This window comes from Rhizobium sp. N122, assembly GCF_002211295.1.
Classification (GTDB): domain Bacteria; phylum Pseudomonadota; class Alphaproteobacteria; order Rhizobiales; family Rhizobiaceae; genus Rhizobium.
Genome location: NZ_LOKU01000002.1, coordinates 30,411 through 56,353, shown reverse-complemented (window position 1 = coordinate 56,353; position 25,943 = coordinate 30,411). Strand labels below are relative to the sequence as shown.

Below are 25,943 nucleotides of genomic sequence, written 5' to 3'. Positions count from 1 at the left end.
TCCCTGTCGGAACAGGGAAGGCAAATTGCATTCAGTGCGCGCCGGACATGTCGCCGAGGACTTCCTTCGACGCCACGGTCGAATCCGCCTTCAGCGTGTAGACCATCGGAACGCCGGTCGCGAGATTGAGGGCCAGCACGCCTTCCTTGGTCAGCTTGTCGAGCACCATGACCAGCGAGCGCAGCGAATTGCCGTGTGCGGCGACCAGCACTTTCTCGCCCCGAAGCACGCGCGGCAGGATCTCGGTAAGGTAATAGGGCCAGACGCGGGCGCCGGTATCGCGCAGGCTTTCGCCGCCGGGCGGCGGAACGTCGTAGGAACGGCGCCAGATGTGCACTTGTTCCTCGCCCCATTTGGCGCGGGCATCGTCCTTGTTGAGGCCGGAGAGGTCGCCGTAATCGCGCTCGTTCAACGCCTGGTCGCGGATCGTCGGGAGATCGGGCTGACCGACCTTGTCGAGGATGAGCTTCAGCGTGTGCTGCGCACGCACCAGCACCGAGGTATAGGCGACGTCGAATTTGATCCCGTATTCTGCGAGTGCGGCGCCGCCGGCATTGGCTTCCTCGATGCCGAGCGCCGTCAGATCGGGATCCTTCCAGCCGGTGAAGAGATTCTTCAGGTTCCAGTCACTCTGGCCGTGGCGAACGAGGACGAGGGTTCCGCTCATGAATATGCCTCCGATATGTCGTTATTGGGAAGAAAGCCCGAGCACGTCGAGCATGGAATAGAGACCCGGCTTCTCGTGGCGCGCCCAGAGTGCGGCCTTGATGGCGCCGCGCGCAAAGATCGAGCGGTCGGCAGCGCTGTGCGACAGGGTGACGATCTCGCCTTCGCCGGCGAAAAGCACGGAATGCTCGCCGATGACGGAGCCGCCGCGCAGGGTCGCAAAGCCGATCGTTCCGGCTTGCCGGGCGCCCGTATGACCGTCACGTATGCGAACCGATTTGGCGGCGAGATCGATATTGCGCCCCTTGGCCGCGGCCTCGCCGAGCAGAAGGGCGGTGCCGGACGGCGCATCCACCTTATGCTTATGGTGCATTTCCAGGATTTCGATGTCCCAATCAGCAGGCTCGAGCGCCCGGGCGGCCTGCTCGGCGAGCACGCTGAGCAGATTGACGCCGAGGCTCATATTGCCTGACTTGACGATGCGGGCATGGCGAGCCGCCGCCTCGATCCTGGCATTGTCGTCGTCCGAGCAGCCGGTGGTGCCGACGACATGGACGATGCGGGCCTGCGCGGCCAGCCCCGAAAATTCCACTGTCGCGGCCGGCGAGGTGAAGTCGAGCACACCCTCGGCGTCGAGGAAGGCCTGGAGCGGATCGTCGCCGATGATCACGCCCGTCGGGCCGAGACCGGCGATCTCGCCGGCATCCTTGCCGATAAAGGGCGAACCGCTGCGTTCGACCGCGGCATGCAGTGTGGCGCCCTCGATCGAATGGATGAGCCGGATCAGCGTCTGCCCCATGCGCCCGGCTGCCCCAACCACCACCAGTTTCATCGCAGCATCGCTCATGTCAGTCTCACCAGGTCAGTTTGAATCGGAAGCCGAAGGCCGCTGCAGATTGTTGAGGCGAGCGTAAAGACCGTCGCTGACCTTCGCAAGCGTCTCGTGATTGCCTTCCTCGACGACGCGGCCCTGCTGCATGACGACGATCTTGTCGGCGCGCACCACGGTCGAAAGCCGGTGGGCGATGACGACGACGGTGCGTCCGGTCATTGCCTCGTCGAGCGCCTTCTGCACGGCCGCTTCGGATTCGGTGTCCAGCGCCGAGGTCGCCTCGTCGAGCAGCAGGATCGGCGCATTGCGCACCAGCGCGCGCGCAATCGACAGCCGCTGACGCTGGCCGCCCGAAAGCGTCACGCCGTTTTCGCCGACCGGCGTGTCGTAACCCTGCGGCTGTGCCGAGATGAAGTCATGTGCATAGGCAAGCCGGGCTGCCGCTTCCACCTCGGCATCGGTCGCTTCCGGCCGGCCATAGCGGATATTGTCGCGGATCGTGCCCTCGAACAGGTAAGGCTGTTGCGAGACATAGGCGAGCTGATGGCGTAGCGACTTCTTGGTGATGTGGGCGATGTCCTGTCCGTCGATCAGGATCTCGCCCTCGCGCGGATCGTAAAAGCGCGGAATGAGGTTGATGACCGTGGATTTGCCGGCCCCCGAAGGGCCGACCAACGCCGTGGTCGCGCCGCCCTCGGCGATGAAACTCACACCGCTCAGCACGCTCTCATTGCCGTAGCCGAAGGAAACGTTGCGGAATTCGATCCGCGCTTGCGTCACGGTCAGCGGCTTTGCATCCGGCAGGTCGCGCTGGCGCGGCTCCATGTCGAGCAGTTCGTAGATCATCCGCGCGTTGACGACGGCCCGCTCCATCTGCACCTGTAGGCGGGCAAGCCGGCGGGCCGGATCATAGGCAAGCAGCAGCGCCGTGACGAAGGAGAAGAAGGCGCCCGGCGGCACATTGTAATAGATCGAGCGGTAGGCGGCATAGGCCAGTACGCTGGCGACGGCAAAGCCCGCGAAACTCTCGGTCAGCGGCGACGTGCGCTCGGAAAGCCGGGCAATCCGGTTCGCCCTGTTTTCGGCGCCCTTGATGAGCTTGGTGACCTTGCGTTCCAGCTCGTCTTCCATCGTGAAGGCTTTCACGATGGCGATGCCCTGGATCGTCTCCTGCATGGCGCCGAGAACGTGGCTGTTCAAATGCACCGCCTCGCGCGTTGCCGAGCGCAGCCGCTTGGAAACATAGCGCAGCGCATAAAGCAGCGGCGGCGCCATGATGAACACCGCAAGGCTGAGCAATGGATCCTGGAGGATCATTACTGCCAGCAGCGAAACGAAGGTCAAAAGGTCGCGCACCGTCGAGGTGATCGTCAGGTTGAGCACGTCGCGGATGCCGCTGACGTTCTGGCTGACCTGCGCGGCGATATGAGCGGAGCGGGCCTCGCTGAAGAAGCCGACCGAAAGCGTCATCAGATGCGAATAAAGCCGGCGCTGGTAGCGCGCGACGATATCGTTGCCCACCTTGGACAGCGCCACGGCCTGGCCGTAGCTTGCAAACCCGCGCAGCACGAAGGCGATGAAGATCGAAAGACAGATGATCCAGACGACGTCGGCGCGCCGGTTGGCGAAGGCCTCGTCGATAATCGCCCGCATGATCCAGGCGGTAAACGCCGTCGAAAGCGCCACCACGATCAGGCAGGCAATCGCAAAGACATAGCCCCAGAGATGGTCGCGGCCGTTTTCAGCGATGATGCGCTTCAGGATGCCGGTTACGGTATCGCTGCTGACGCTCTGCGTTCTGCTTTCCGCCGCTTCCAAAAATCGGGTTTCCTGTCTCGCACCGAACGCGGCGCAGGGGGCGACGCGTACTTTTGCCGGCTCTATAAAGAGTTGGGATTGGTTTGGCTAGAGCGCCGGGCTCAGCGTCGCCAGCGGCGGCCTTCCGTCGAGACGCCGAAATTCGCCGGCATGCGCGCATAGGAAGAGAGCCCGGCAAGCGCTGCCAGCGGATGCGTCACCACATAGGTCGGGATGGTGCGAAGCAGCGCCGAATGTGGCGCCTTGTCCTCGAAGGCCAACCGGAATTCCGGTCTCTTCAGCGCCGGGAGGATCTTCTGCGAAATGCCGCCTGAGAGATAAACGCCGCCGCGCGCCATGAACACCATCGCCATGTCGCCCGCCACCCGGCCGAGATAGGTGGCGAACAGCGACACGGTCTCGATCGCCGCCTTGTCGCTGCCGGCAAGCGCGTGCGAGGTGATGTCGGCCGGGTCCTTCATCGTCGGCTGGATGCCGTCGACCACGCAGATGGCATGGTAGAGATTGACGAGGCCGCGCCCGCAGAGGATCTGCTCGGCCGAGACGCGGCCTTCGATCGTCTCGATATGCGGGAAGAGTTGATAGTCGCGCTTGCTGCGCGGTCCGAGATCGACATGGCCGCCTTCGCCGGGAACCGGGATCCAGCTGTGCTGGGCATGCACCAGCCCGCCGACACCGAGACCGGTGCCGGGCCCGAGCACGACGCGGGACGCGATCATATCGCCGGTGGCGTCGCCGATGCGTTCGCGGTTCTCATCCGAAAGGGCGGCGACGGCGAGCGCCTGCGCCTCGAAATCGTTGACGACGAGCACGTCCTCCATTCCGAGGCCCTCGATCATCGTCTTTGGCCGCACCACCCAGTCGCAATTGGTCAGCGGGATTTCGTCGTCGTTGATCGGGCCGGCGACGGCAAGGATCGCCGAGCGCGGCTGCACGGCCGTCTTGTCGAGCACGCCCTTTTGAATCGCCTCGTCGATCGTCGCGAAATCCGCCGTGCGCACGTTCGGAAACTGCTTCGGCTCGGCATAGGCATCGGTCAGGATGGAAAAGCGGGCATTGGTGCCGCCGATATCGCCGATCAGGATCGGGAAGGGCAGCGGAGCGGTGCTGTGGTTCGGTTTTGGCATGGCCGGTTCCGTGCTGATCAGGCTTCGAGTGTGGGAAGAAGTTTTATAGCGGTCGCGTGGTTGAGCGCCATCGGAATATCGTAAACGATGGCGAGCCGCATCAGCGCCTTGACGTCGACATCGTGCGGCATCGGCGTCAACGGGTCGACAAAGAAGATCAGGGCATCGACCTCGCCGGTCGAAATCAGCGCGCCGATCTGCTGGTCGCCGCCGAGCGGTCCGCTTTTCAATCTGGTGACGTCGAGATCCGGAGCGGCATCGAGCACCCGCCCGCCGGTCGTACCGGTGGCGACGATCTTCCAGCCGGAGAGAATATCCCTGTTGGCGCGGGCGAAATCCGCCATATCGTCTTTCTTCTGGTCATGTGCAATCAAAGCAAGGCACTTGCCGCCGGCCATGAACCCCATCTCCGCCCAATTCAATCGATTTGACCGCTTCTATACCAAGAATGTGCGATTTGAAAGACAGCGCCTCTTCCGCCCGCCTCAGCCCCTCAGGCACCGTCATTGGATCGCCGGCTTGTCGTTCGGAACCGGGCCGACATCCGGCAATTCTTCTTCCTCATCGGCGGCCGGCTCTGCTGCCGGAGCGGCGGTGAGCGCGCTTGCGGCCGAGGGCCCGCCATAAGTGGCGGCCTGCATCGAACTGACGGAAGCGGCGTCGAGCACGGCGGCACAGGCCTTCGGCAGGTCGGAAACAATCATTTCGCGCGGCGGCTTCGGCGGCTTGGCGCCGGGCTTGGGCGGCTTCGGCGCGGCCCAGGGGGCCGGCGTGAACCACCAGGCGAGCGACTTGTCGCAGCCGTCACCGGCTGCAACAGGCGCTTGCGGCGTGCATCCGGCCGCACCGGCCGGGCATTTGATGCGGATGTGGAAATGCGAGTCATGGCCATATTCCGGCCGGAGCTTGCCGAGATTGGTGCGGTCGCCCGTCCAGGTGTCGCACATCTTCTTCTTAATTGCCGGGTTGACGAAGATGCGCTCGACCTCGGGATAGCTTGCCGCCAGCATCAGCAGCCGCGCCCGCGATTGCGTCCACACATTGGGGTCGACGGTCAGGAACTTGTCCTTCTGCAGCATCGTGGTGAACGGCAGATCCTCACGCTCCTTGGCCGTCATGCGCCGCGCCGGCATCGGTGTGAACCAGACGTCGGCATCGAGGCCGATCTGGTGCGAGGCATGACCGTTGAACATCGGTCCGCCGCGCGGCTGCGCGATGTCGCCGACGAGAAGGCCCGGCCAGCCGGCATATTTGACCCCATCCTGCGAAAGACGTTCGAGCAGCGCGATCATCGCCGGATTGCCCCAGCGGCGATTGCGCGAAAGCCGCATCGCCTCCCAGGTCGGCCCGTCTGTGGGAAGCGCCACCGCACCCGTCATGCAGCCCTTGGCGTAAAAGCCGATCGGCTGCGCCGAGCCCTGCGTCGGCAGGCTGACTGCGCCGAACTGCCCCTTGGCACTGCCAGGGCTCGGCGTCCTCTGTTCAGCCCCGACATCGCCGGCGGCAAGGCTTGCGCCGATTGCGCCGGCAAGCGCCAGTTTGCCGAATGTCCTGAAAGCCTGAGCGAAGCCGAAAGCCATGCTGTTTCCTTGAGAAGTGATTTGCGTTTGAATCTATCGTGAAAAGTGATTTTGGTGAATCGATGTTTTGGCGGGCGGGGATGGAAGGAGTGCGAGAGGGATGATGCCAATGGCTCAAATTTTCGCGAGTCCGGCAAAAACCAAACTCTTACCTGTTTTTCGCCTGTATTTTTCGTATTGTCGAACCCACCAATAATGAGGGGAAAGTGTGAATGGCGGCTTTGTGGTCGAAGATCGGTTTGTTTGCATCGCTGGCGGGGATCCTGGCGCCCATGACGGCAACGGGTCAGGACCAGCCCTTTCAGATCGGCAGCTCCGTCATCAGCGAGATGAAGTACAAACCGGGCTTTGCGCATTTCGACTACGTCAATCGCGATGCTCCAAAGGGCGGAGACCTGCGTCTTTCCGCCAGCGGCGCCTTCGACACCTTCAATCCGCTGTTGGCAAAAGGCCAGATAGCGATAGGACTGTCGCTTGCCTACGACACGTTGATGAAGCCGGCGGATGATGAACTCCTCGTCTCCTACGGTCTGCTTGCCGAGGGATTATCCTATCCCGCTGACGTCTCCAGCGCGACCTTTCGCTTGCGCAAAGAGGCGAAATGGGCAGATGGTCAGCCTGTAACCCCCGAAGACGTCATCTTCAGTCTTGATAAGACCAAGGAACTGAACCCCCTTGCCGGCAACTATTATCATCACGTTATCAAGGCGGAAAAGACCGGCGAGCGCGACGTTACGTTCACCTTCGACGAGAAGAACAATCGTGAGCTGCCCAACATTCTCGGCCAGCTGATGATTGTGCCGAAACATTGGTGGGAAGCGCCCGGACCGGATGGCAAGCCGCGCGACATCACCAAGACGACGTTGGAGCCCGTGATGGGTTCTGGGCCTTACAAGATCGCTTCCTTTTCGCCCGGCGCAACAATCCGCTATGAGTTGCGTGACGACTATTGGGGCAAGGACCTCAATGTGAATGTCGGCCAGAACAATTTTCGCAATATTATCTACACTTATTTCGGTGATCGGGATGTCGAGTTCGAAGCCTTCCGCGCCGGCAATAGCGACTATTGGCAGGAGACGACGGCTTCCCGCTGGGCGACGGGATATGATTTTCCCGCAGTGAAGGAAGGGCGCATCAAGAAGGAAGAGGTTGCAAATCCGCTGCGCTCCACCGGCATCCTGCAAGCGCTCGTGCCCAATATGCGGCGTGATCTTTTCAAGGACCAGCGGGTCCGTGAGGCGCTGAATTACGGCCTCGATTTCGAGGAACTGAACCGGACCGTTGCCTTCAACAGCTACAAGCGCATCGACAGCTACTTCTGGAACACCGAACTCGCCTCATCCGGCCTGCCGCAGGGACGTGAACTGGAAATACTGCAGGCCATGAAGGACAAGGTTCCGCCGGAGGTCTTCACGACGCCCTACACCAATCCTGTCGGCGGCGATCCGCAGAAGAGCCGCGACAACCTGCGCAAGGCGATTGCACTGCTGAAAGAAGCTGGATGGGAGATCAAGAGCAATCGCATGGTCAATAGCAAGTCCGGTCAGCCGATGAGTTTCGAGATCCTGTTGTCGAGCCCCATATTGGAACGCTGGGCGGTGCCCTATGCCAACAATCTCAAGAAAATCGGCATCGATGCGCGGGTGCGCACGGTCGACGCCTCGCAAGCCGTCAACCGCGAACGCAGCTTTGATTACGACATGATCTGGAATGTCTGGGCAGAGACGATGAACCCGGGCAACGAGCAGGCAGACTATTGGGGATCCGGCTCGGTCAACCAGCAAGGCTCTCACAATTATGCCGGTATTGCCAACCCGGCGGTGGATGAACTCATACGCATGATTATCTTCGCCCCCAACCGCGATGAGCAGGTTGCCGCGATCAAGGCGATGGACCGAGTATTGCTGGCAAATCACTACGTCATTCCGCTGTTTTACCGCGATACCTATAACATCGCCTATTGGAACACTGTCACGCATCCGGCTGAGTTTCCGGCCTACAGCCTTGGCTTCCCCGATGCTTGGTGGTCCACCTCGGCAAAATGAGCGGGCTTGCAATGCAGGGGCCCTCGGCTCCAAATGGAACGAACGAATCACGACACGCCGGCGGGGCCGGCAAGGGAAGGCTGGCGGATTGAGCGGCATTGGACTGGACGGCGGGCAGACAAGAAATACATTCCCGGAGGCTGAAGGCTGATGGGCGCCTATGTCATTCGCCGTCTGCTTTTGATGATCCCGACCATCGTCGGCATCATGGCGATTTCCTTCATCGTCATTCAGTTCGCCCCCGGCGGGCCGGTCGAGCAGGTCATCGCCCAATTGACCGGTCAGGCCGATAGTGCCGACCAGCGCCTGTCCGGCGGCGGCGATCTTCCAGGCGGCGGCGGCATCGACGAAGGCTCCAAATATCGCGGCGCCCAGGGCCTCGATCCGGAGCTGATCGCCAAGCTGGAAAAGCAGTTCGGCTTCGACAAGCCGCCGCTGACGCGTTTCGGCGAGATGATGTGGAATTATATCCGCTTCGATTTCGGCGAGAGCTTCTTCCGCAATACCTCCGTGCTCGATCTCATCAAGGAGAAGCTGCCGGTGTCGATCTCGCTCGGCATCTGGATCCTGATCTTCTCCTATGCCATCTCCATCCCGCTCGGCATCCGCAAGGCGATCAGGGATGGATCGACCTTCGACGTCTGGACATCCGGCGTCATCGTCATCGGTTACGCCGTGCCGAGCTTCCTCTTCGGCATTCTCCTGATCGTGCTTTTCGCCGGCGGCTCGTTCTACGACTGGTTCCCGCTGCGTGGCCTGGTCTCCGACAATTTCGACCAGCTCGCCTGGTGGCAGAAGCCGCTCGATTATTTCTGGCACCTCACCTTGCCGCTGATCTCGCTGTCGCTGGCCGCCTTCGCCACGACAACGCTCTTGACGAAGAACTCCTTCATCGAGGAGATCAAGAAACAATATGTGGTCACCGCCCGCGCCAAGGGCCTGAATGAGCGGCAGGTGCTTTATGGCCACGTGTTCCGCAATGCCATGCTGATCATCATCGCCGGTTTTCCCGGCGCTTTCATCTCCGCCTTCTTTACCGGCTCGCTGCTCATCGAAAATATCTTCTCGCTGGATGGCCTTGGCCGCCTCGGTTATCTCTCGGTGGTCAACCGGGACTATCCGATCGTCTTCGCCACGCTCTACATCTTCTCGCTGCTCGGCCTCGTCGTCAGCCTGGTTTCCGACCTGATCTACACCTGGATCGATCCGCGCATCGATTTCGAGCGGAGGGATGTCTGATGGACGCCGCCGCAAATCCTGCTGTCGCAACACCCGTCAAGCCGCCGCGCAAGGGCCTGCTGTCACCGACCAACATTCGCCGCTGGCAGAATTTCCGGGCGAACGGCCGTGGTTACTGGTCGCTGTGGCTGTTCCTGCTGCTGTTCATCCTCAGCCTGTTTGCCGAATTCCTCGCCAACGACCGGCCGATCATCGCCTCCTACAAGGGCGAGATCCTGTTTCCGGTTCTGGTCGACTATCCGGAGGAGAAGTTCGGCGGCTTTCTCGCCGAGACCGATTACCGATCTTCGGTGATCGCAGACGAGATCAATGCCAATGGCTGGATGGTCTGGCCGCCGATCCGCTATTCCTACCGCTCGGTCAACTCGAACATTCCGCATTCGGCGCCGACCGCCCCCTTCTGGCTGATGAGCAAGGAGGAGCGGTGCTCCGGTTATCCTGAAGGGGTGAACGATCCTGCCTGCACGCTCGGCAATCTCAACTGGCTCGGCACCGACGACCAGGCGCGCGACGTGCTGGCGCGCGTCATCTACGGCTTCCGTATATCGGTGCTCTTCGGCCTGGCTCTGACCATCTGCTCGGCGATCATTGGCGTGACGGCAGGCGCCGTGCAGGGCTATTTCGGCGGCTGGACCGATCTCCTGCTGCAGCGCTTCATCGAGATCTGGTCGTCGATGCCGGTGCTTTACATCCTGCTCATCATCGCCGCCATTCTGCCGCCCGGCTTCTTCGTGCTGCTCGGCATCATGCTGCTCTTTTCCTGGGTCGGCTTCGTCGGCATCGTGCGCGCCGAATTCCTGCGCGCCCGCAATTTCGAATATGTCCGCGCCGCCCGCGCGCTCGGTGTCAACAACCGCACCATCATGTGGCGCCACATGCTGCCGAACGCCATGGTGGCGACGCTGACCTTCCTGCCCTTCATCCTCTCCGGATCGATCACGACGCTGACCTCGCTGGATTTCCTCGGCTTCGGCATGCCGCCTGGCTCCCCTTCGCTCGGCGAGATGATCGCCCAGGGCAAAAGCAACCTGCAGGCGCCATGGCTCGGGCTGACGGCCTTCTTCGCCATGTCGATCATGCTGTCCCTGCTGATCTTCATCGGCGAAGCCGTGCGCGATGCCTTCGACCCGAGGAAGACGTTTCAATGAGTGACATGACAGAACCGCTCCTTTCCGTCCGCGATCTCTCGGTTGCCTTTCATCAGGGCGGCCAGACCTCGCTTGCCGTCGATCATATCTCCTTCGATATCGCCGAGGGTGAAGTCGTGGCGCTGGTCGGCGAATCCGGCTCCGGCAAGTCGGTTTCGGCCAACTCGATCCTGCGGCTTCTGCCCTATCCCTCGGCGAGCCATCCCTCCGGCGAGATCCTGTTCAAGGGCAAGGACCTGTTGAAGGCGTCGGAGCGGGCGCTGCGCGAGGTGCGCGGCAACGACATCACCATGATCTTCCAGGAGCCGATGACCTCGCTCAATCCGCTTCATACGATCGAGAAGCAGATCGCCGAGATTCTGGCGCTGCACCAGGGTCTCACCGGCCAGCCGGCGCGCCAGCGCATCCTGGAATTGTTGAACCAGGTTGGCATCCGCGAGCCGGAAAAGCGATTGAAGGCCTATCCGCACGAACTGTCAGGCGGCCAGCGCCAGCGCGTCATGATCGCCATGGCCCTCGCCAACCGGCCGGAACTGCTGATCGCCGACGAGCCGACCACCGCCCTCGACGTCACCGTGCAGGCGCAGATCCTCGAATTGCTTCGGCAGTTGAAGGGCGAGCACGGCATGTCGATGCTGTTTATCACCCATGATCTCGGCATCGTGCGCAAATTCGCCGATCGGGTCTGCGTCATGACCAAGGGCAGGATCGTCGAAACCGGAACGGTCGAAGAGGTCTTCGCCAATCCGAAGCACGACTATACCCGCCACCTCCTCGCCTCCGAGCCGCGTGGCGAGCCGCCGCTTGCCGACCCCGCAAAACCGATGGTGATGGAGGGGTCCGACATTCGCGTCTGGTTCCCGATCAAGGCGGGCCTGATGCGCCGCGTCGTCGATCACGTGAAGGCGGTCGACGGCATCGATCTTTCGCTGCGCGCCGGGCAGACGCTCGGCGTCGTCGGCGAGTCCGGTTCCGGCAAGACCACGCTCGGCCTGGCGCTCACCCGGCTGATTTCCTCGCAAGGGCGGATCGCCTTCGTCGGCAAGGATATAGCCGGCTATTCTTTCAGCGAGATGCGGCCGCTGCGCAACCAGCTGCAGGTGGTCTTCCAGGATCCCTACGGGTCGCTCAGCCCGCGCATGTCGGTCGGCGATATCGTCGCCGAAGGGCTGAAGGTGCATGAGCGCTCGGCGACGTCGGAAGAGCGCGACCAGCGGGTCTGTTGGGCGCTGGAGGAAGTCGGTCTCGATCCCCTGACCCGGTGGCGCTATCCGCACGAATTTTCCGGCGGCCAGCGCCAGCGTATCGCCATTGCCCGCGCCATGGTGCTGAAGCCGCGCTTCGTCATGCTCGACGAGCCGACCTCCGCACTCGACATGAGCGTGCAGGCTCAGGTGGTCGATCTCCTGCGCGATCTGCAGAAGAAGCATGACCTCGCCTATCTCTTCATCAGCCACGACCTGAAGGTGGTGAAGGCGCTGGCCAACGACGTCATCGTCATGCGTTTCGGCAAGGTGGTGGAGCAGGGCCCATCATCGGAAATCTTCCGTGCGCCGAAGGACGAATACACCAGGGCGCTGATGGCGGCCGCCTTCAACATCGAGGCGGTGTCGACACCAGCCGTGCAACAGTAAAGATCATCATGCCGACACCTCCCGTTCTCGTCGATATCAAGTTCAATCCCGAAGGCGTCGCCCGCGCGCTGGAGACGGCCTTTGCCGATCGCGGCAGCATCAACCTCGCCGATCCGGCCGATCGGGGGCGCGACCTCTGCGAGGCCGAATATGCGCTGGTCTGGAAGCCGGATGCCGACCTTTTCGCTCGCGCGCCGAACCTCAAGGTGATCTTCTCCGGCGGCGCCGGCGTCGACCATATCATCGGCATGCACGGCCTGCCCGAAATCCCGATCGTGCGTTTCGTCGATCGCAGCCTGACGACCCGCATGAGCGAATGGGTGGTCATGCAGTGCCTGATGCACCTGCGCGGGCAATATGCGCATGACAGCCATCAGCGGCGCCGTGAATGGGCCAAGCTGATCGCGCCGGAGGCGGCCGAGGTGACCGTCGGCGTCATGGGCCTCGGCGTGCTCGGCCAGGATGCGGCCGCCAAGCTGAAGGTGATGGGTTTCGATGTCATCGGCTGGTCACGCACACGCAAGGAGATCGACGGCGTCGAAACCTTCGATGCCGGCGCGCTGGACGCGTTCCTCGGAAAGACCGACATCCTTGTCGGCCTGCTGCCGCTGACGCCCGAGACGACAGGTTTTTATGATAGCGGGCTATTTAAGAGGCTGCGCCGCAACGGCGCGCTCGGGGGGCCGGTCTTCATCAATGCTGGCCGCGGCAAGAGCCAGGTCGAGGCTGACATCGTTTCTTCAATCCGCAGTGGCACCCTCGGCGGTGCCTCGCTCGATGTCTTCGAGACGGAGCCGCTCAGCCCCGACGATCCGTTGTGGGAATTGGAGAACGTCTTCATCACGCCGCACGACGCGGCGGTCTCGGAAGAAAACGCGCTGTTCCGTCACGTCGAGACGCAGATCGCCCGGTTCGAGCGCGGCGAGCCGCTGCAATTCGTGGTCGACCGCGCCGCCGGCTATTAGGCGCCGGGAACCTTCCATACAGCCACCCGTTTTCTCTGCGGAAGTTCTTCGGGCCGGATCGGTCCGTTAAGACAGCGGAAGGAGACGATGATGGTGCATCAGACGGAAACACGCTGGGAAAAGTCTGACGGCAAGCTTCACAAGGAAGAGCAGATCCCGCCGGTGAAGGCACGGCAGGGGCGCACGGGTTATCGCATTCTGCTGGTGCTGCTCGCCGCACTGGTGCTCGCTTTCGTGGTCTGGATCCCCGTCGAGATCTGGGGCAAACGCGAAGCAAACGAGGTAGCGCCGCAGCAGCCAGGCCAGCAGCTGCAGTCGCAGCAGCCTGGAACCCCTGCGCCGACCATGCAAAACGGCACTGCGGTTCCCACAGAGACGCCAAACGCGACACCGGCCGCCCCCGGCGTCACGCCCGCAACGCCGGCCCAGCCCGCCGCGCCAGCGCAATAAGCCTTCGGCGGATGATCTTCCGCATCCCGCCGCCGTACCGCGGCGGGATGTTTATTGATTTGTCTGGACTTTCTCTGCCGATTTTTCGATAAGAAGGCGCACGACCCGGTTTCGTGCGCCGGCCCCGCACTTGGCAGCCCTGGGGAATTTGGCGGCACCTGACCGGGGTGGACAGGGGCAGGAATTTCATGGCCAGGACCGACATCGCAAGACGCGTCTACAATCACGCTTGGAAGCTCGATCCGATCGTTCGCAGTCTGATCGATACCGACTTCTACAAGCTGCTGATGCTGCAGATGATCTGGAAGCTCTATCCCGATGTGAACGCGTCCTTCACCCTCATCAACCGCACCAAGCGTGTGCGGCTCGCCGATGAGATCGACGAAGGCGAATTGCGCGAACAGCTCGATCATGCCCGCACGCTGAAGCTTTCCAAGAAGGAGATGATCTGGCTGGCCGGTAACAGCTTCTATGGCCGCGCCCAGATCTTCGAGCCGGAATTCCTCGCCTGGCTTTCCAACTTCCAGCTCCCCGAATACGAGCTGTCGAAGAAGGACGGGCAATATGTGCTGGATTTCCATGGGTCCTGGAAGGAAACCACCATGTGGGAAATCCCGGCGCTTGCCATCGTCAACGAGCTGCGGTCGCGCTCGGCGATGAAGGCGCTCGGTCCCTTCACCCTCGATGTGCTCTATGCCCGCGCCAAGGCGAAGATGTGGTCGAAGGTCGAGCGGCTGAAGGAACTGCCGGGCCTGCGCATCTCCGATTTCGGCACCCGGCGCCGTCACAGTTTCCTATGGCAGCGCTGGTGCGTCGAGGCGCTGAAGGAAGGCATCGGCCCGGCCTTTACCGGCACCAGCAACGTATTGCTGGCGATGGATTCCGATCTTGAAGCCGTCGGCACCAATGCCCACGAACTGCCGATGGTGGCTGCCGCCCTGGCGCAAACCGACGAGCAGCTGCGCAACGCGCCTTATAAGATCCTGCGCGACTGGAATAAGCTCTATGGCGGCAACCTCCTGATCGTCCTGCCGGATGCTTTCGGGACTGCAGCATTCCTGCGCGACGCGCCGGAATGGGTTGCCGACTGGACCGGCTTCCGCCCGGACAGCGCCCCGCCGATCGAAGGTGGCGAAAAGATCATCGACTGGTGGAAGAAGATGGGCCGCGATCCGCGCCAGAAGCTGCTGATCTTCTCCGACGGTCTTGATGTCGACGCCATCATCGATACCTACCGGCATTTCGAAGGCCGCGTGCGCATGAGCTTTGGCTGGGGTACCAATCTGACGAATGATTTTTCCGGCTGCGCGCCGACCGAAATATCCGGCCTCAACCCGATCTCGGTGGTCTGCAAGGTCAGCGACGCCAACGGCCGCCCGGCGGTAAAACTTTCCGACAACCCGCAGAAGGCGACGGGCGATCCGGCAGAGGTCGAGCGTTACCTGAAATTCTTCGGCGCCGAGGACAGGATCGATCAGACCGTTCTGGTGTAGGCGAGGGACACGGTGCCGCGATCCCGCGGCGCATTGCTATGCCCGGCCATCGCATCCTCGATCGACCAGCCGAAGCGCCAGGCGTCGAACATCGAGTACCATTCCTGAAAATCGGTGATCGGCAGGATATCCGGCTTCGACATCGGATTGTCGGCGAGGCTGCGGCCACGTGCACGGTCCCGCACACCACGCTCCTGCATTTCAAGCAGAGTCTCGAACATCGTCATCCCCCGGTCTTGATCCGATGGGTGTATGCAATCATCCTAATAAAGCATTGTCGAGTCCGGATTCGATATTTGGGGTTTTTCACAGGATTAGCCCCAAATCGCTAGTTCAGGGCATCGTCAAGACTGGCGCGGCTCGCGATGATGCGATCACCGCCACCGAAAATAGCGTAATGGGGAGGCCCGGCTTCCTGGCTGGGGTCCGCCGCCGAGCCTCCCGGCTAGCCGACCTTGAACAAGCCGACAGCGCCGACACGTTGCCGCCTTCCGGCCGATACGATCCAACCAAGATGATGGGAAGGGTTGACGGGCCGTTAATATCCACCGGGCCTGTCCCGATCCCGTGCACTCCTGCAGGTGGGCCGGCGGCATTCCTCGGCTTGTCAGGCAGCCAATCGCCGAAACCGCGGTCTGATCCGGTCGAGATAATAATGGCCGGGAGACGGCGCCACCGTCATTGCATGGGCTTCGGAGGACGGAACGCCTTCGAACAGCCGCTCTTCGCCATTCTTGAAGCAAATCCTGAGCCGCCCGTCTTCCTGGCTGAAATAGACCGATTTAATGATCTTCGATTTGACCGAAAGTTCTTCCACCTGTTTTATCTCCGTTTTTTAATTTGGCCGAAGATAAACCCAAACGTGCAAAGACGCGGTGAAGCCGCATGGTAAAAATTCAGGAAGCTTGTGACGCTTTAAACGTCGCGGCGCCATCGCAAGACCCTATTTCGGTCGTGAACTCAGAAAACAAATTCAAGCCCGGTGCGACCCTGCCAATCCGGCGGAGAAGGCCGTCAGCAAGGCCTTGCCCTGGCCCCAGTCGTCAAGGCCGCTCTGCCCGTTGATATGGCCGAAAGGGCCGATCTCAACAAGGCCGCTACCCCAGAGGTCGGCGCGCGCATGGACATAGTCGAGCGAGCCGAAAGGATCATCGGTGCTTGCGATAATCAGAGTGGGGAAGCGCATCTTTTTCGTTGGTGGATTGCCGAATCCGGCCGCCTCGGCAGGGAATGAAGCGGACTTCGGATCCGGGACCGCTACAAGAAAAGCCCCCGCGACGTCTAGCGATGAGAGTTGCTGCCAATGAGCAACCAGCAGACAGGCAAGGCTGTGGGCAACGAGCAGCGGCGGGGTTGCCGATGCGCCGACGGCGCGATCGAGGGCCGAAATCCAGTCCGCCAGGTCGGGCTTGTCCCAGTCGGCTGGTTGAAAACGCCGCATTTCCGGGTTCGATATTTCCCAGCGGGTTTGCCAATGAGCGTCGCCCGAACCACCGATCCCCGGCAATATGATGATATCCTTCATGTGGTTTCCTCTGATCATTCGTGCGGATGAAAATGATGCATTTTCATTTGCGTCGGAATGAATGATCATCGGAAAACCGCGTCCTTCTCCGATGATTTCAAGGTGTTCCCATGGCTTTTCAGGAAAACAATCGGGTGCTGCTCGATCCAACCGATGTCTCGATCATCGAGGCCTTGCAGGAAAATGGCCGCATTGCGATTTCCGAACTCGGTCGACGGGTCGGGCTTTCTCAGCCGGCGGCATCCGAGCGGGTCAAGCGGCTGGAAGACCGTGGCATCATTGTCGGTTACTCCGCCCGGATCGATCCCACTGCTTTGGGCATTGGAATGACGGCCGTGCTTCGCCTGCGCACCACGCATGAACATATCAAAGCCTGTCTGAAGCAGTTTGCCGAAATGCCGCAAGTCATGGAGGTCCTGCGCCTCACCGGAGAGGATTGTTTCCTCCTGAAGGTGCTGGTTCCGTCTCCGGGAGAACTCGAAACCATCGTCGATACGATCGCTCGTTTTGGCGCCGTGACGACATCACTTGTGTTGCGCAGCGAGAATCCGAAGCCGATCGGACGCGCCCTGCTGCAGCGCCCTTGAGAATATGCGGGCAGGAAGAAAACCGTCCGCGAGGCGCAGCGCGAATATCGCTCGATCAAGCTGGACGATCGAGCGTCTCTCGTCGCAACGGTGACTGAGGCCGCGACAGCTATGGACCTGTATGAATGTCAGAGCGATTTCGCTACAGTCGCCAACGGGAGGAAAAGCTGCAACGGTTTCGCTTCGAAAGCGACGAATCCGAAATGGCGGTAGAATGCAGCGGCTTGCTCGTCTTTCGCATCGACGGCCAACGCAAAAACGCCCAATTCCGAACGCAGGGCACGGTTAGCAGCGTTCCATAGGAGGGCTGCACCGAGCCGTCGGCCTTGAAAGTCCTTGTCGATCGCCAGCCGTCCGACACGAGCAACTGGAATGACTGGATAAGGCGGAAGGCGGCGGGCCTTGTCGTCTGGAATATCTTTCAACGCCACGTCCCCGGCAGAAAGCGTATAATACCCGGCGATACGGGTGGAACCTTCCGGACAGGCGACGTAGCAAAGCGCCGCGCGGCGTTTGATATCTTCCCCCGCCTGTTCCTTTATATAGCGGTCCAGCACGAAAATACCGCAGGCGAAATTCCTGCGGTCATGACCGGAGTTCAAGGCTTCGATTGTAAATTGCACCGTCACCGCGCCTTCAAGATCAAGGCGTCATGGGCCGTCCTAGCGCGTTTGAGGGCATCCGCCGGCTCCGGCGGGTCGAGCAACATATCGACAAACCGTATCTGATCCTCGATCGAAAGACGGATAAGCTGGTTTTCCTCGATCGTTCGCCGCGCTGCATCCTGTGCTGCTGAGACGACGAAGTCACTGAGACTACGGCCCTCCATCTCGGCGGCGCGCTTGACGATTGCCAACGCTTCAGGACTGATGCGAGCTTCCAATCGGGTCGTGCGGGCGGTTTGCTGCGGCATAGTTTCTTCTCCTTGTTTAATTGTACGGCAAAATGCCGGACAATCAACCACGCTGTCGTTTCACGCCGGCCGTCGTTGGCATCAGAGGGTATGGATGCGGATGTCGGAGAGATTCGGCCTGGATGCTGAAATTGCCCCTCGCATTTCGATGCGAACTGGTCTTTGTCAAACGACGTCAGACAGTGGGAGACATACGATGCGGAAATGCACCATGGCGGACAGGGTGGGATTCGAACCCACGGTACGCTTTCACGTACACACGCGTTCCAGGCGTGCGCCTTAAACCACTCGGCCACCTGTCCTTCTTGGGCGTTCGCGCCTGGATAGGAGCAAATCGTCGGAACGGCGCGATATATACCGATGAATTTTTGTCGATCAACCGAAATCTAACAGTTTTTTGACTTCTTCAGATAAAACTCGCCTCCGCCCGTCCATTGTGCTTCACCCCATCGACGACTATGTAATTCTCGAGGTGGAGAATGGCGCGGCCGGCCGGGATTGTCCGGTATAACGAGCGTCGGAGGAATTGATGCGTTTCCTGTTGCGTCTGGCCAGCCTTGTCGCGCTTGCGGCGGCCGTTATTGCCGGGACCATCGATTCGATCCAATCGGTTGCGGCCTCCTCCGTGGTGGTGACGCCGATCTCCGATGCCTGGCAGGATGTGAGCCCGGCAACCCTCACATCGCTGCAATCCTCCCTTTCCTATTATATCCACCCGCGTTTCTACGCCTTCATCTTCCAATGGCTGATGCTGCAGCCGGCCTTTGCGGTTTTCCTGGTGATCGCGCTGCTTCTCTGGATGATCGGCTATAAGAAACCGCCGGTGGCCGGTCGCTTCACCGCATAGGCACGCCGGGTTTGCCGCCACGAGCGGCCCGGATTCCGATCGGCCGCCTCCGGCCCCGGCAGGGCCGCCGGTTTGGCTGGAAATTCCGCATTCCGCCGGCGGAAATGTCTAAAAATCAGCCCCGGAGAATGGATTTTCGGCAATTGCTGCAAATCTTTACCGCCTGAAAAATTTCTGGTGAATTTTTCCGTGAGCCATGCAAGGATGCGCGCAGCCAGGCCTCCGGGGGGAGGTCGGTGGTTCCGCAGACATGTCCGGAAAGGACTTGCGGGAGGACCCCTAACGAATAGCAACAACAGGGCTGCACAATGAAAAAATCCCTTCTCACTCTCCTTGCCGTGGCTGCGATGTCGACGACGGCGCTGGCTGCCGATGTCAAGCCGGCGCTGGTTTACGGCACCGGCGGGAAGTTCGATAAGTCCTTCAATGAGGCGGCTTATAACGGCGCCGAAAAGTTCAAGGCCGAAACCGGCATTGCCTATCGCGATTTCGAGCCGACCGGCGACACCCAGGGCGAGCAGGCCATCCGCAACTTCGCAAGCCGCGGATTCAACCCGGTGGTTGCCGTTTCCTTCGCCTGGACTTCGGCCATCGAGAAGGTCGCAGCCGAATTCCCCGACACCAAGTTCATCATCGTCGACTCCGTCGTCGACAAGCCGAACGTCCGCTCGGTGGTCTACAAGGAAGAAGAAGGTTCCTATCTTGTCGGTATTCTTGCCGGCATGGCATCCAAGACCGGCAAGGTCGGCTTCGTCGGCGGCATGGACATCCCGCTGATCCGCAAGTTCGAATGCGGTTATGAGCAGGGCGCACGCGCCGCCAAGGCCGATGTCGAAGTTTTCCAGAACATGACCGGCACCACGGGCGCAGCCTGGAATGACCCGGTTCGCGGCGGCGAACTCACCAAGAACCAGATCGATCAGGGCGCCGATGTCATTTACGCGGCAGCCGGCGCCACCGGTCTCGGCGTTCTGCAGACCGCTGCCGACAACAAGAAGCTGTCGATCGGCGTCGATTCCAACCAGAACCATCTGCATCCGGGCTCCGTCCTGACCTCGATGGTCAAGCGCGTCGACCTCGCCGTTTACAACGCCTATACCGACACCAAGAACGACAAGTTCACCGGTGGCGTCCAGGCGCTCGGCGTCAAGGAAGACGGTGTCGGCGCCGCGATCGATGACAACAACAAGTCGCTGATCACGCCGGAAATGCAGGCGGCCGTCGACAAGGCCAAGGCCGATATCATCGCGGGGACCATCAAGGTTCACGACTATACCTCGGACAACGCTTGCCCGAAGTGATCCGCGCCCTGAAGTAATCGACGATTGAGATCGGGCGTATGGCGGAGGGGATTTTCGCCATACGCCCTTTTCTTATTTGGAGCCTGCAGTGACAGATAAGCCCGCTATCGAGCTTGTCGGCATCGACAAGAAATTTGGTGCCGTCCATGCCAACAAGGACATCAACCTCACCGTTGCCAAGGGGACGATCCACGGCATCATCGGTGAAAACGGCGCCGGCAAATCGACGCTGATGTCGATCATTTATGGTTTTTACCATGCCGACAGCGGCGAGATCCGCGTCAACGGCAATCCGGTCACCATCCGCGACAGTCAGGCGGCGATCGCCACCGGCATCGGCATGGTGCACCAGCATTTCATGCTGGTCGACAATTTTACGGTGCTCGAGAATATCATGCTCGGCGCCGAACGCGGCATGCTGCTGGCGAGAGGCGTTGCATCGGCCCGCGCCGAACTCAAGCGGCTGGAAACGGAATACGGCCTCGAGGTCGATCCGGACGCGTTGATCGAAGAGCTGCCGGTCGGCCTGCAGCAACGCGTCGAAATCCTGAAGGCGATGTATCGCGGCGCCGAGATCCTGATCCTCGACGAGCCGACGGGCGTGCTGACGCCGGCCGAAGCCGATCACCTCTTCCGCATCCTCAAGGTGCTGCGCGATCAGGGCAAGACCATCATCCTGATCACCCACAAGCTGCGCGAGATCATGGCGATCACCGATACGGTCTCCGTCATGCGCCGCGGCGAGATGGTCGCGACCCGCAAGACCGCGGAAACGACGGTGGAAGAGCTCGCCGAGCTGATGGTCGGCCGCCGCGTGCTGCTGCGCGTGCAGAAGGGCGAGGCGAATCCTGGGGCCGCCGTGCTCTCCGTCCGCAACCTCACTGTCAAGGACAATCGCGGCGTCACCATGGTCGACAATGTCTCATTCGACGTGCGCGCCGGCGAGATCGTCGGCATTGCCGGGGTTGCCGGCAATGGTCAGTCCGAATTGCTGGAGGCGATTGCCGGCATCCGCAAGCCGGCCTCCGGCGAAATCCTTCTCGACGGCGAGACGATCGACAAGGCCGATCCCGCCCGCCTGCGCGAGCTCGGCCTCGCCCATATTCCCGAAGATCGCCACCACATGGGTCTGGTTCTGAAATTCGAGGAATATGAAAATTCCGTGCTCGGCTATCACCGGCGTCCGGGTTACAGCAAAGGTCCGCTGCTCGATCTTGAGGCGATCCGCAAGGATGCGATGGAGAAGATCGAAAAATACGACATCCGCCCGCCGAACCCGCGGCTGAAGACGGCGAACTTCTCCGGCGGCAACCAGCAGAAGATCGTCGTTGCCCGCGAGATCGAGCGCGACCCGAAGATGCTGATCATCGGCCAGCCCACACGCGGCGTCGATATCGGCGCCATCGAATTTATCCACCGCCGGATCATCGAGATGCGCGACGCGGGCAAGGCGATCCTGCTCGTCTCCGTCGAACTCGATGAGATCCGCGCCCTTTCAGACCGTATCCTTGTCATGTTCGCCGGCCATGTGGTCGGCGAGAAGACGCCCGATGCCGGTGAACAGACCCTCGGCCTGATGATGGCCGGCATTGCCGCGTGAGGCCTTTATGAGCACTGCATCAGTTACGCTGCCAAACTGGATCAATTACGGCCTGATCCCGCTTCTGAACCTCATCGTCGCCTTCTTGATCTCCGGTTTCGTCGTCTGGCTGATCGGCGAGAGCCCGCTCGGTGCGCTGTCGCTGCTGCTTGAGGGTGCGCTCGGCAGCGGCGAAGGCATCGGCTTGACGCTGTTCTACGCGACGAGCTTCATCTTCACCGGTCTTTCCGTCGCGGTGGCGATCCATGCCGGTCTCTTCAACATCGGCTCCGAAGGCCAGGCCTATGTCGGCGGCCTCGGCTGTGCCTTGGTGGCGCTTTCGCTCGACAATTACGTGCCGTGGTATGTGACGATGCCGATTGCAGTCGTCGGCGCTGCCCTCTTCGGCGCGGTCGCAGCCTTCATTCCGGCATGGCTTCAGGCGAAGCGGGGCAGCCATATCGTCATCACGACGATCATGTTCAACTACATCATCGCGTCACTGATGAATTACCTGCTTGTGCACGTATTGATCGTGCCAGGAAAAATGGCACCCGAAACACGGACTTTCCTCGAAGGTGGGCAGTTACCGAAGCTGACTTGGTTGATGGAAATATTCGGGGCAAAGCTCGGTGCCGCTCCGTTGAACGTCTCTTTTATCATCGCGCTGGTTATGTGCTATGTCGTCTGGCTTCTCATCTGGCGTACCAAACTCGGTTTCGAAATGCGTACGCTGGGCGTCAGCCCGACGGCCGCTTCCTATGCCGGTATTCCCTATGTGCGGATCGTGATGATCGCGATGATGCTTTCCGGTGCGCTGGCTGGCATGATGGCGCTCAATCCTGTCATGGGCGCCTCTGCCCGCCTGCAGGTGGGGTTCGTCAGCGGCGCCGGTTTTGTTGGTATTGCCGTCTCGCTGATGGGGCGCAATCATCCGCTCGGCATCATTTTCGCCGCGATCCTGTTCGGCATCCTTTATCAGGGCGGCGACTGGATCTCCTTCGAAATGCCGAACATCACTCGCGAGATGATCCTGGTCATCCAGGGGCTGGTGATCCTGTTCGCCGGCGCGCTGGAATATATGTTCCGGCCGGCGATAGTGCACCTCTATCAACAGTTCAAGCGAGCCTGAGGACGGACGATGGATTATTATGACATTTTCATCAGCGTTCTCGCCTCTACGATCCGCCTGTCGATCCCGCTGATCTTCACCGCACTTGCCGGTCTGTTTTCGGAACGCGCCGGCATCTTCGATATTGGCCTGGAGGGCAAGATGCTGGGCTCGGCTTTCGCCGCCGCCTGCATCGCCTATCTCACCGATTCGGCCTGGCTGGGGCTCGGCGCCGGCATCGTCTGCTCGGTGGCGCTCAGCCTGGTACACGGCTTCGCCTCGATCACCAATCGCGGCAATCAGATCGTCTCGGGTGTGGCGATCAACTTCTTCATTGCCGGCATCACCATCGTGCTCGGCCAGGCCTGGTTCGGCCAGGGCGGGCGCACGCCGCAGCTTTCGCCGGAAGCGCGCTTCGCGCCGATCATCCTGCCGGGCGCAGATGCCATCCATAGTGTGCCGATCCTCGGCCCGCTCTATGCCAATGTCATCTCGGGCAACAACATCCTCACCTACCTCGCCTTCCTCGCCGTGCCCTTCTCCTGGTGGGTGCTTTACCGCACACGCTTCGGCCTCAGGCTTCGCGCCGTCGGCGAAAATCCGGGTGCGGTTGATACGGCTGGCATTTCGGTCGCCTGGCTGCGTTATCGTGCCGTCATGTGCGCCGGTATTCTCTGCGGCTTTTCCGGCACCTATCTGGCGATCGCTCAATCCGCCGCCTTCATCAAGGACATGTCGGCCGGCAAGGGCTATATCGCGCTGGCTGCTCTCGTCTTCGCCAAGTGGAAGCCGGTGCCTGTGATGTTTGCCTGCCTGCTCTTCGGCTTCCTCGATGCGCTGGCCAACTTCATGCAGGGCAAGCAGGTGCCGCTGATCGGCGAAGTGCCGGTTCAGGTCTTCCAGGCGCTGCCCTATATCCTGACCTGCATCCTGCTTGCCGGCTTCATCGGCGTCGCGATCCCGCCGAAGGCCGGTGGCGTACCCTATACGAAGGAACGTTGATCATGTCCCACGATCTGTTCGAAGCCGCCCGCGGCGCCATGGCCTTTGCCCATGCGCCCTATTCGAAGTTCCCGGTCGGCGCGGCGATCCGCGCCGAGGATGGCAAGGTCTATACCGGCGCCAACATTGAAAACCTTTCCTTTCCGCAAGGATGGTGCGCCGAGCCGACGGCGATCGGCGCGATGATCATGGGCGGCGCCAAAAAGATCGTCGAAATGGCCGTCATCGCCGAAAAGCTGCCGCTGTGCCCGCCCTGCGGCGGCTGCCGCCAGAAGATCTCCGAATTCGCTTCCAAGGATACGAAAATCTATCTTTGCGATGACGCGGGCGTGCAGAAGACCATGACGATGGACGAGCTTCTTCCCTTCAGCTTCGAGACTGAACTCGGATGAGGGCGACGGTCGATCTGCTCGCCGCATTGCTCGGCACCATCAAGCCGCGCCATGGCATCGTGCTCGGCTCCGGTCTCGGCTCGCTGGTTGGGCAGCTGGAAGGCGCCGTGCGCATTCCCTATCGCGACCTGCCGGGCTTTCCCGTCAGCGCCGTCTCCGGCCATGCGGGCGAAGTCGTCGCCGGCCGGCTGGGCGGCGTGCCTGTCGTCATGCTCTCCGGTCGCGTGCATTATTACGAGAAGGGCGATGCCAATGCCATGCGCCTGCCGATCGAGGTGCTGAAGGCGCTTGGCGTCGAAGCGCTGATCCTGACCAATTCGGCCGGATCGCTGCGCGACGACATACCGCCCGGCTCGGTGATGCAGATCACCGACCACATCAATTACTCCGGCATGAACCCGCTGATCGGCGAGGAAAGCGATCATCGTTTCGTCGGCATGACCAACGCTTACGACACCGGCCTCGCTACGGCGATGCAGACGGCAGCGGCAAAGCTCAAGATCGAGCTGGCGCAAGGCGTGTATATGTGGTTCTCCGGCCCGAGCTTCGAAACGCCGGCCGAAATCCGCATGGCGCGCATCCTGGGCGCCGATGCGGTCGGCATGTCGACGGTGCCCGAGGTGATCATCGCAAGAATGCTCGGTCTGAGGGTTGCGGCCGCTTCGGTTATCACCAACTATGGGGCAGGCATGACCGGCAATGAGCTCAGCCATGAAGAAACCAACGACATGGCGCCGATCGGCGGCGCCCGTCTCGCCGCCATTCTGAAAGAGACGATTGCGGCTAGAACAGGATGATTTTAGACCGGGTCGGCCTAAAATCTGAATCCTGTTCTCAATTCTATAGTTAGAGCATGATGTCGTCCGAAACCCGCTCACACTTTTCGGCATCATGCTCTAGAGGAAGTAAAGATGAATAGCCATTCCATCCGGAAAACGGCGGCGGTCGCCCTTTCCCTTCTCGATCTGACCAATCTGAAGGATGATTGTACCGAGGCGCAGATCGATGCGCTCTGCACCCGCGCGCAGACGCCCTACGGCAACAGTGCTGCGATCTGCATCTGGCCGCGCTTCGTCGCGCAGGCCCGCAATATCCTCGGCACCGGCCATGCTGTGCGGATCGCGACCGTGGTCAATTTCCCGGCGGGCGAGATGGAAGTCGCCGATGTCGCCGCCGAAACCCGTGAGGCGATTGCCGACGGCGCCGATGAGATCGATCTGGTCATCCCCTACCGCAAGCTCATATCGGGCAATGAAAAGGCGGTGACCGACATGGTCAGGGCGGTGCGCGCCGAATGCACCGGCCCGGTCCTGCTGAAAGTCATCATCGAGACCGGTGAGTTGAAGGAGGCGGCATTGATTCGCCGCGCCTCCGAACTTGCCATCGAAGCCGGCGCCGATTTCATCAAGACCTCCACCGGCAAGGTCGCCGTCAACGCGACGCTCGAAGCCGCCGACATCATGATCCGCGCCATTCGCGAAAGCGGCCGCAAGGTTGGCTTCAAGCCGGCCGGCGGCATCGGCTCGGTGGCCGATGCGGCGCTCTATCTGAGCCTGGCCGAAACCATCATGGCGCCCGACTGGGCGATGCCGTCGACCTTCCGCTTCGGGGCCTCGGGCCTGCTCGATGATATCCTGGCAGTCCTGAGCGGAACGCAGTCTGCACCTGCCGCGGCGTCGAGCTATTGAC

27 protein-coding genes and 1 tRNA gene are annotated in these 25,943 nt (G+C 61.2%); 16 read left to right on the top strand and 12 right to left on the bottom strand.

The genetic code is table 11. The features are described 5' to 3' along the window. Nucleotides 1–31: 31 nt before the first annotated feature. From ATY75_RS02110 to mepA, 6 genes are all read right to left on the bottom strand, one after another. Entirely contained in the window at nucleotides 32–667 is a 636-nt protein-coding gene (locus ATY75_RS02110) for a 2,3-bisphosphoglycerate-dependent phosphoglycerate mutase (RefSeq protein ID WP_064835763.1), read from the bottom strand. A 21-nt stretch (nucleotides 668–688) separates the two neighbouring features. Further along, a complete protein-coding gene (gene dapB / locus ATY75_RS02105; protein WP_088936290.1) occupies nucleotides 689–1,513 on the bottom strand; it encodes a 4-hydroxy-tetrahydrodipicolinate reductase in 825 nt (274 codons plus the stop codon). A gap of 15 nt (nucleotides 1,514–1,528) precedes the next feature. Next, nucleotides 1,529–3,316, bottom strand: coding sequence for an ABC transporter ATP-binding protein (locus ATY75_RS02100; RefSeq protein ID WP_088936289.1), 1,788 nt, complete (start codon nucleotides 3,314–3,316; stop codon nucleotides 1,529–1,531). Between the two features lie 101 nt (nucleotides 3,317–3,417). After that, the gene (locus ATY75_RS02095; RefSeq protein WP_088936288.1) at nucleotides 3,418–4,443 is read right to left on the bottom strand and encodes a glucokinase; all 1,026 of its coding nucleotides are present in this window, start codon (nucleotides 4,441–4,443) and stop codon (nucleotides 3,418–3,420) included. 17 nt (nucleotides 4,444–4,460) lie between these two features. After that, the gene (locus tag ATY75_RS02090) at nucleotides 4,461–4,841 is read right to left on the bottom strand and encodes a methylglyoxal synthase (RefSeq protein WP_064835770.1); all 381 of its coding nucleotides are present in this window, start codon (nucleotides 4,839–4,841) and stop codon (nucleotides 4,461–4,463) included. A gap of 105 nt (nucleotides 4,842–4,946) precedes the next feature. Beyond that, the gene (gene mepA / locus ATY75_RS02085; RefSeq protein ID WP_088936287.1) at nucleotides 4,947–6,023 is read right to left on the bottom strand and encodes a penicillin-insensitive murein endopeptidase; all 1,077 of its coding nucleotides are present in this window, start codon (nucleotides 6,021–6,023) and stop codon (nucleotides 4,947–4,949) included. 212 nt (nucleotides 6,024–6,235) lie between these two features. Between mepA and ATY75_RS02080 the strand changes: the two genes are divergently transcribed. The 7 genes from ATY75_RS02080 (at nucleotide 6,236) to pncB (ending at nucleotide 14,997) form a co-directional block, all read left to right on the top strand. Continuing rightward, nucleotides 6,236–8,068, top strand: coding sequence for an extracellular solute-binding protein (locus tag ATY75_RS02080; protein ID WP_088936286.1), 1,833 nt, complete (start codon nucleotides 6,236–6,238; stop codon nucleotides 8,066–8,068). Between the two features lie 150 nt (nucleotides 8,069–8,218). Next, on the top strand, nucleotides 8,219–9,307 hold the full coding sequence (locus ATY75_RS02075) for a microcin C ABC transporter permease YejB (protein ID WP_088936285.1): 1,089 nt from the start codon (nucleotides 8,219–8,221) through the stop codon (nucleotides 9,305–9,307). Beyond that, nucleotides 9,307–10,455: an ABC transporter permease gene (locus ATY75_RS02070; protein WP_064835778.1), complete on the top strand. Its 1,149-nt coding sequence runs from the start codon at nucleotides 9,307–9,309 to the stop codon at nucleotides 10,453–10,455. The genes ATY75_RS02075 and ATY75_RS02070 overlap by 1 nt, the downstream gene beginning before the upstream one ends. Then, complete coding sequence (locus ATY75_RS02065; protein WP_088936284.1) at nucleotides 10,452–12,089, top strand: ABC transporter ATP-binding protein; 1,638 nt, start codon at nucleotides 10,452–10,454, stop codon at nucleotides 12,087–12,089. Before ATY75_RS02070 ends, ATY75_RS02065 begins: the two co-directional genes overlap by 4 nt. Nucleotides 12,090–12,097: 8 nt before the next feature. Further along, nucleotides 12,098–13,054: a glyoxylate/hydroxypyruvate reductase A gene (locus ATY75_RS02060; protein ID WP_088936283.1), complete on the top strand. Its 957-nt coding sequence runs from the start codon at nucleotides 12,098–12,100 to the stop codon at nucleotides 13,052–13,054. Nucleotides 13,055–13,141: 87 nt separating this feature from the next. Continuing rightward, entirely contained in the window at nucleotides 13,142–13,504 is a 363-nt protein-coding gene (locus ATY75_RS02055; protein ID WP_190241301.1) for a hypothetical protein, read from the top strand. A gap of 188 nt (nucleotides 13,505–13,692) precedes the next feature. Further along, a complete protein-coding gene (gene pncB, locus ATY75_RS02050) occupies nucleotides 13,693–14,997 on the top strand; it encodes a nicotinate phosphoribosyltransferase (RefSeq protein WP_065092011.1) in 1,305 nt (434 codons plus the stop codon). On the opposite strand, the gene ATY75_RS02045 is transcribed toward pncB, so the two are convergent. The 3 genes from ATY75_RS02045 to ATY75_RS02035 all read right to left on the bottom strand — a co-directional run bounded on the left by ATY75_RS02045 (nucleotide 14,979) and on the right by ATY75_RS02035 (nucleotide 16,591). After that, the gene (locus tag ATY75_RS02045; protein WP_064841231.1) at nucleotides 14,979–15,218 is read right to left on the bottom strand and encodes a CrpP-related protein; all 240 of its coding nucleotides are present in this window, start codon (nucleotides 15,216–15,218) and stop codon (nucleotides 14,979–14,981) included. The genes pncB and ATY75_RS02045 overlap by 19 nt on opposite strands. A 386-nt stretch (nucleotides 15,219–15,604) precedes the next feature. Next, nucleotides 15,605–15,814, bottom strand: coding sequence for a KTSC domain-containing protein (locus ATY75_RS02040; protein WP_088936282.1), 210 nt, complete (start codon nucleotides 15,812–15,814; stop codon nucleotides 15,605–15,607). Between the two features lie 156 nt (nucleotides 15,815–15,970). Continuing rightward, nucleotides 15,971–16,591 (bottom strand): alpha/beta hydrolase, encoded by a 621-nt coding sequence (locus ATY75_RS02035; RefSeq protein ID WP_088936281.1) that lies wholly within the window; start codon nucleotides 16,589–16,591, stop codon nucleotides 15,971–15,973. A gap of 41 nt (nucleotides 16,592–16,632) precedes the next feature. On the opposite strand from ATY75_RS02035, the gene ATY75_RS02030 reads away from it, so the two are divergent. Continuing rightward, entirely contained in the window at nucleotides 16,633–17,109 is a 477-nt protein-coding gene (locus tag ATY75_RS02030) for an Lrp/AsnC family transcriptional regulator (protein ID WP_088936280.1), read from the top strand. A gap of 128 nt (nucleotides 17,110–17,237) precedes the next feature. Here the strand turns inward: ATY75_RS02030 and ATY75_RS02025 are convergent, their stop codons facing one another. From ATY75_RS02025 to ATY75_RS02015, 3 genes are all read right to left on the bottom strand, one after another. Continuing rightward, nucleotides 17,238–17,738, bottom strand: coding sequence for a GNAT family N-acetyltransferase (locus ATY75_RS02025; protein WP_088936279.1), 501 nt, complete (start codon nucleotides 17,736–17,738; stop codon nucleotides 17,238–17,240). Next, a complete protein-coding gene (locus ATY75_RS02020) occupies nucleotides 17,735–18,022 on the bottom strand; it encodes a DUF1778 domain-containing protein (RefSeq protein ID WP_088936278.1) in 288 nt (95 codons plus the stop codon). The genes ATY75_RS02025 and ATY75_RS02020 overlap by 4 nt, the downstream gene beginning before the upstream one ends. A gap of 212 nt (nucleotides 18,023–18,234) precedes the next feature. Then, a tRNA-Ser gene (locus ATY75_RS02015) sits at nucleotides 18,235–18,324 on the bottom strand. Nucleotides 18,325–18,551: 227 nt separating this feature from the next. Between ATY75_RS02015 and ATY75_RS02010 the strand changes: the two genes are divergently transcribed. The 8 genes from ATY75_RS02010 (at nucleotide 18,552) to deoC (ending at nucleotide 25,942) form a co-directional block, all read left to right on the top strand. After that, complete coding sequence (locus ATY75_RS02010) at nucleotides 18,552–18,869, top strand: hypothetical protein (protein ID WP_003589247.1); 318 nt, start codon at nucleotides 18,552–18,554, stop codon at nucleotides 18,867–18,869. Between the two features lie 308 nt (nucleotides 18,870–19,177). Further along, nucleotides 19,178–20,170: a BMP family ABC transporter substrate-binding protein gene (locus ATY75_RS02005; RefSeq protein WP_064835792.1), complete on the top strand. Its 993-nt coding sequence runs from the start codon at nucleotides 19,178–19,180 to the stop codon at nucleotides 20,168–20,170. 88 nt (nucleotides 20,171–20,258) lie between these two features. Further along, on the top strand, nucleotides 20,259–21,770 hold the full coding sequence (locus ATY75_RS02000) for an ABC transporter ATP-binding protein (protein ID WP_088936277.1): 1,512 nt from the start codon (nucleotides 20,259–20,261) through the stop codon (nucleotides 21,768–21,770). 7 nt (nucleotides 21,771–21,777) lie between these two features. Continuing rightward, the gene (locus ATY75_RS01995) at nucleotides 21,778–22,881 is read left to right on the top strand and encodes an ABC transporter permease (protein WP_088936276.1); all 1,104 of its coding nucleotides are present in this window, start codon (nucleotides 21,778–21,780) and stop codon (nucleotides 22,879–22,881) included. Nucleotides 22,882–22,890: 9 nt separating this feature from the next. Then, a complete protein-coding gene (locus ATY75_RS01990; protein WP_064835798.1) occupies nucleotides 22,891–23,862 on the top strand; it encodes an ABC transporter permease in 972 nt (323 codons plus the stop codon). Nucleotides 23,863–23,864: 2 nt separating this feature from the next. Then, nucleotides 23,865–24,254, top strand: a complete 390-nt coding sequence (locus tag ATY75_RS01985; protein ID WP_064835800.1) for a cytidine deaminase — start codon at nucleotides 23,865–23,867, stop codon at nucleotides 24,252–24,254. Next, nucleotides 24,251–25,051 carry a purine-nucleoside phosphorylase gene (locus ATY75_RS01980; protein WP_088936275.1) on the top strand — a complete coding sequence of 267 codons (801 nt, stop codon included), beginning with the start codon at nucleotides 24,251–24,253 and terminating at the stop codon, nucleotides 25,049–25,051. The genes ATY75_RS01985 and ATY75_RS01980 overlap by 4 nt, the downstream gene beginning before the upstream one ends. A gap of 114 nt (nucleotides 25,052–25,165) precedes the next feature. Next, entirely contained in the window at nucleotides 25,166–25,942 is a 777-nt protein-coding gene (gene deoC, locus ATY75_RS01975) for a deoxyribose-phosphate aldolase (protein WP_088936274.1), read from the top strand. Nucleotide 25,943 lies beyond the last annotated feature (1 nt).

Coding starts and splice junctions, on each gene's coding strand:
- ATY75_RS02110 (WP_064835763.1), bottom strand. CDS start 667: ATGAGCGGAACCCTCGTCCTCGTTCGCCACGGCCAGAGTGACTGGAAC.
- ATY75_RS02010 (WP_003589247.1), top strand. CDS start 18,552: ATGCGTTTCCTGTTGCGTCTGGCCAGCCTTGTCGCGCTTGCGGCGGCC.
- ATY75_RS02075 (WP_088936285.1), top strand. CDS start 8,219: ATGGGCGCCTATGTCATTCGCCGTCTGCTTTTGATGATCCCGACCATC.
- ATY75_RS02035 (WP_088936281.1), bottom strand. CDS start 16,591: ATGATCATTCATTCCGACGCAAATGAAAATGCATCATTTTCATCCGCA.
- ATY75_RS02060 (WP_088936283.1), top strand. CDS start 12,098: ATGCCGACACCTCCCGTTCTCGTCGATATCAAGTTCAATCCCGAAGGC.
- ATY75_RS01985 (WP_064835800.1), top strand. CDS start 23,865: ATGTCCCACGATCTGTTCGAAGCCGCCCGCGGCGCCATGGCCTTTGCC.
- ATY75_RS02030 (WP_088936280.1), top strand. CDS start 16,633: ATGGCTTTTCAGGAAAACAATCGGGTGCTGCTCGATCCAACCGATGTC.
- ATY75_RS02045 (WP_064841231.1), bottom strand. CDS start 15,218: ATGTTCGAGACTCTGCTTGAAATGCAGGAGCGTGGTGTGCGGGACCGT.
- ATY75_RS01990 (WP_064835798.1), top strand. CDS start 22,891: ATGGATTATTATGACATTTTCATCAGCGTTCTCGCCTCTACGATCCGC.
- ATY75_RS02055 (WP_190241301.1), top strand. CDS start 13,142: ATGATGGTGCATCAGACGGAAACACGCTGGGAAAAGTCTGACGGCAAG.
- pncB (WP_065092011.1), top strand. CDS start 13,693: ATGGCCAGGACCGACATCGCAAGACGCGTCTACAATCACGCTTGGAAG.
- ATY75_RS02005 (WP_064835792.1), top strand. CDS start 19,178: ATGAAAAAATCCCTTCTCACTCTCCTTGCCGTGGCTGCGATGTCGACG.
- deoC (WP_088936274.1), top strand. CDS start 25,166: ATGAATAGCCATTCCATCCGGAAAACGGCGGCGGTCGCCCTTTCCCTT.
- ATY75_RS02080 (WP_088936286.1), top strand. CDS start 6,236: ATGGCGGCTTTGTGGTCGAAGATCGGTTTGTTTGCATCGCTGGCGGGG.
- ATY75_RS01995 (WP_088936276.1), top strand. CDS start 21,778: ATGAGCACTGCATCAGTTACGCTGCCAAACTGGATCAATTACGGCCTG.
- ATY75_RS01980 (WP_088936275.1), top strand. CDS start 24,251: ATGAGGGCGACGGTCGATCTGCTCGCCGCATTGCTCGGCACCATCAAG.
- ATY75_RS02065 (WP_088936284.1), top strand. CDS start 10,452: ATGAGTGACATGACAGAACCGCTCCTTTCCGTCCGCGATCTCTCGGTT.
- ATY75_RS02020 (WP_088936278.1), bottom strand. CDS start 18,022: ATGCCGCAGCAAACCGCCCGCACGACCCGATTGGAAGCTCGCATCAGT.
- ATY75_RS02095 (WP_088936288.1), bottom strand. CDS start 4,443: ATGCCAAAACCGAACCACAGCACCGCTCCGCTGCCCTTCCCGATCCTG.
- mepA (WP_088936287.1), bottom strand. CDS start 6,023: ATGGCTTTCGGCTTCGCTCAGGCTTTCAGGACATTCGGCAAACTGGCG.
- ATY75_RS02070 (WP_064835778.1), top strand. CDS start 9,307: ATGGACGCCGCCGCAAATCCTGCTGTCGCAACACCCGTCAAGCCGCCG.
- dapB (WP_088936290.1), bottom strand. CDS start 1,513: ATGAGCGATGCTGCGATGAAACTGGTGGTGGTTGGGGCAGCCGGGCGC.
- ATY75_RS02090 (WP_064835770.1), bottom strand. CDS start 4,841: ATGGCCGGCGGCAAGTGCCTTGCTTTGATTGCACATGACCAGAAGAAA.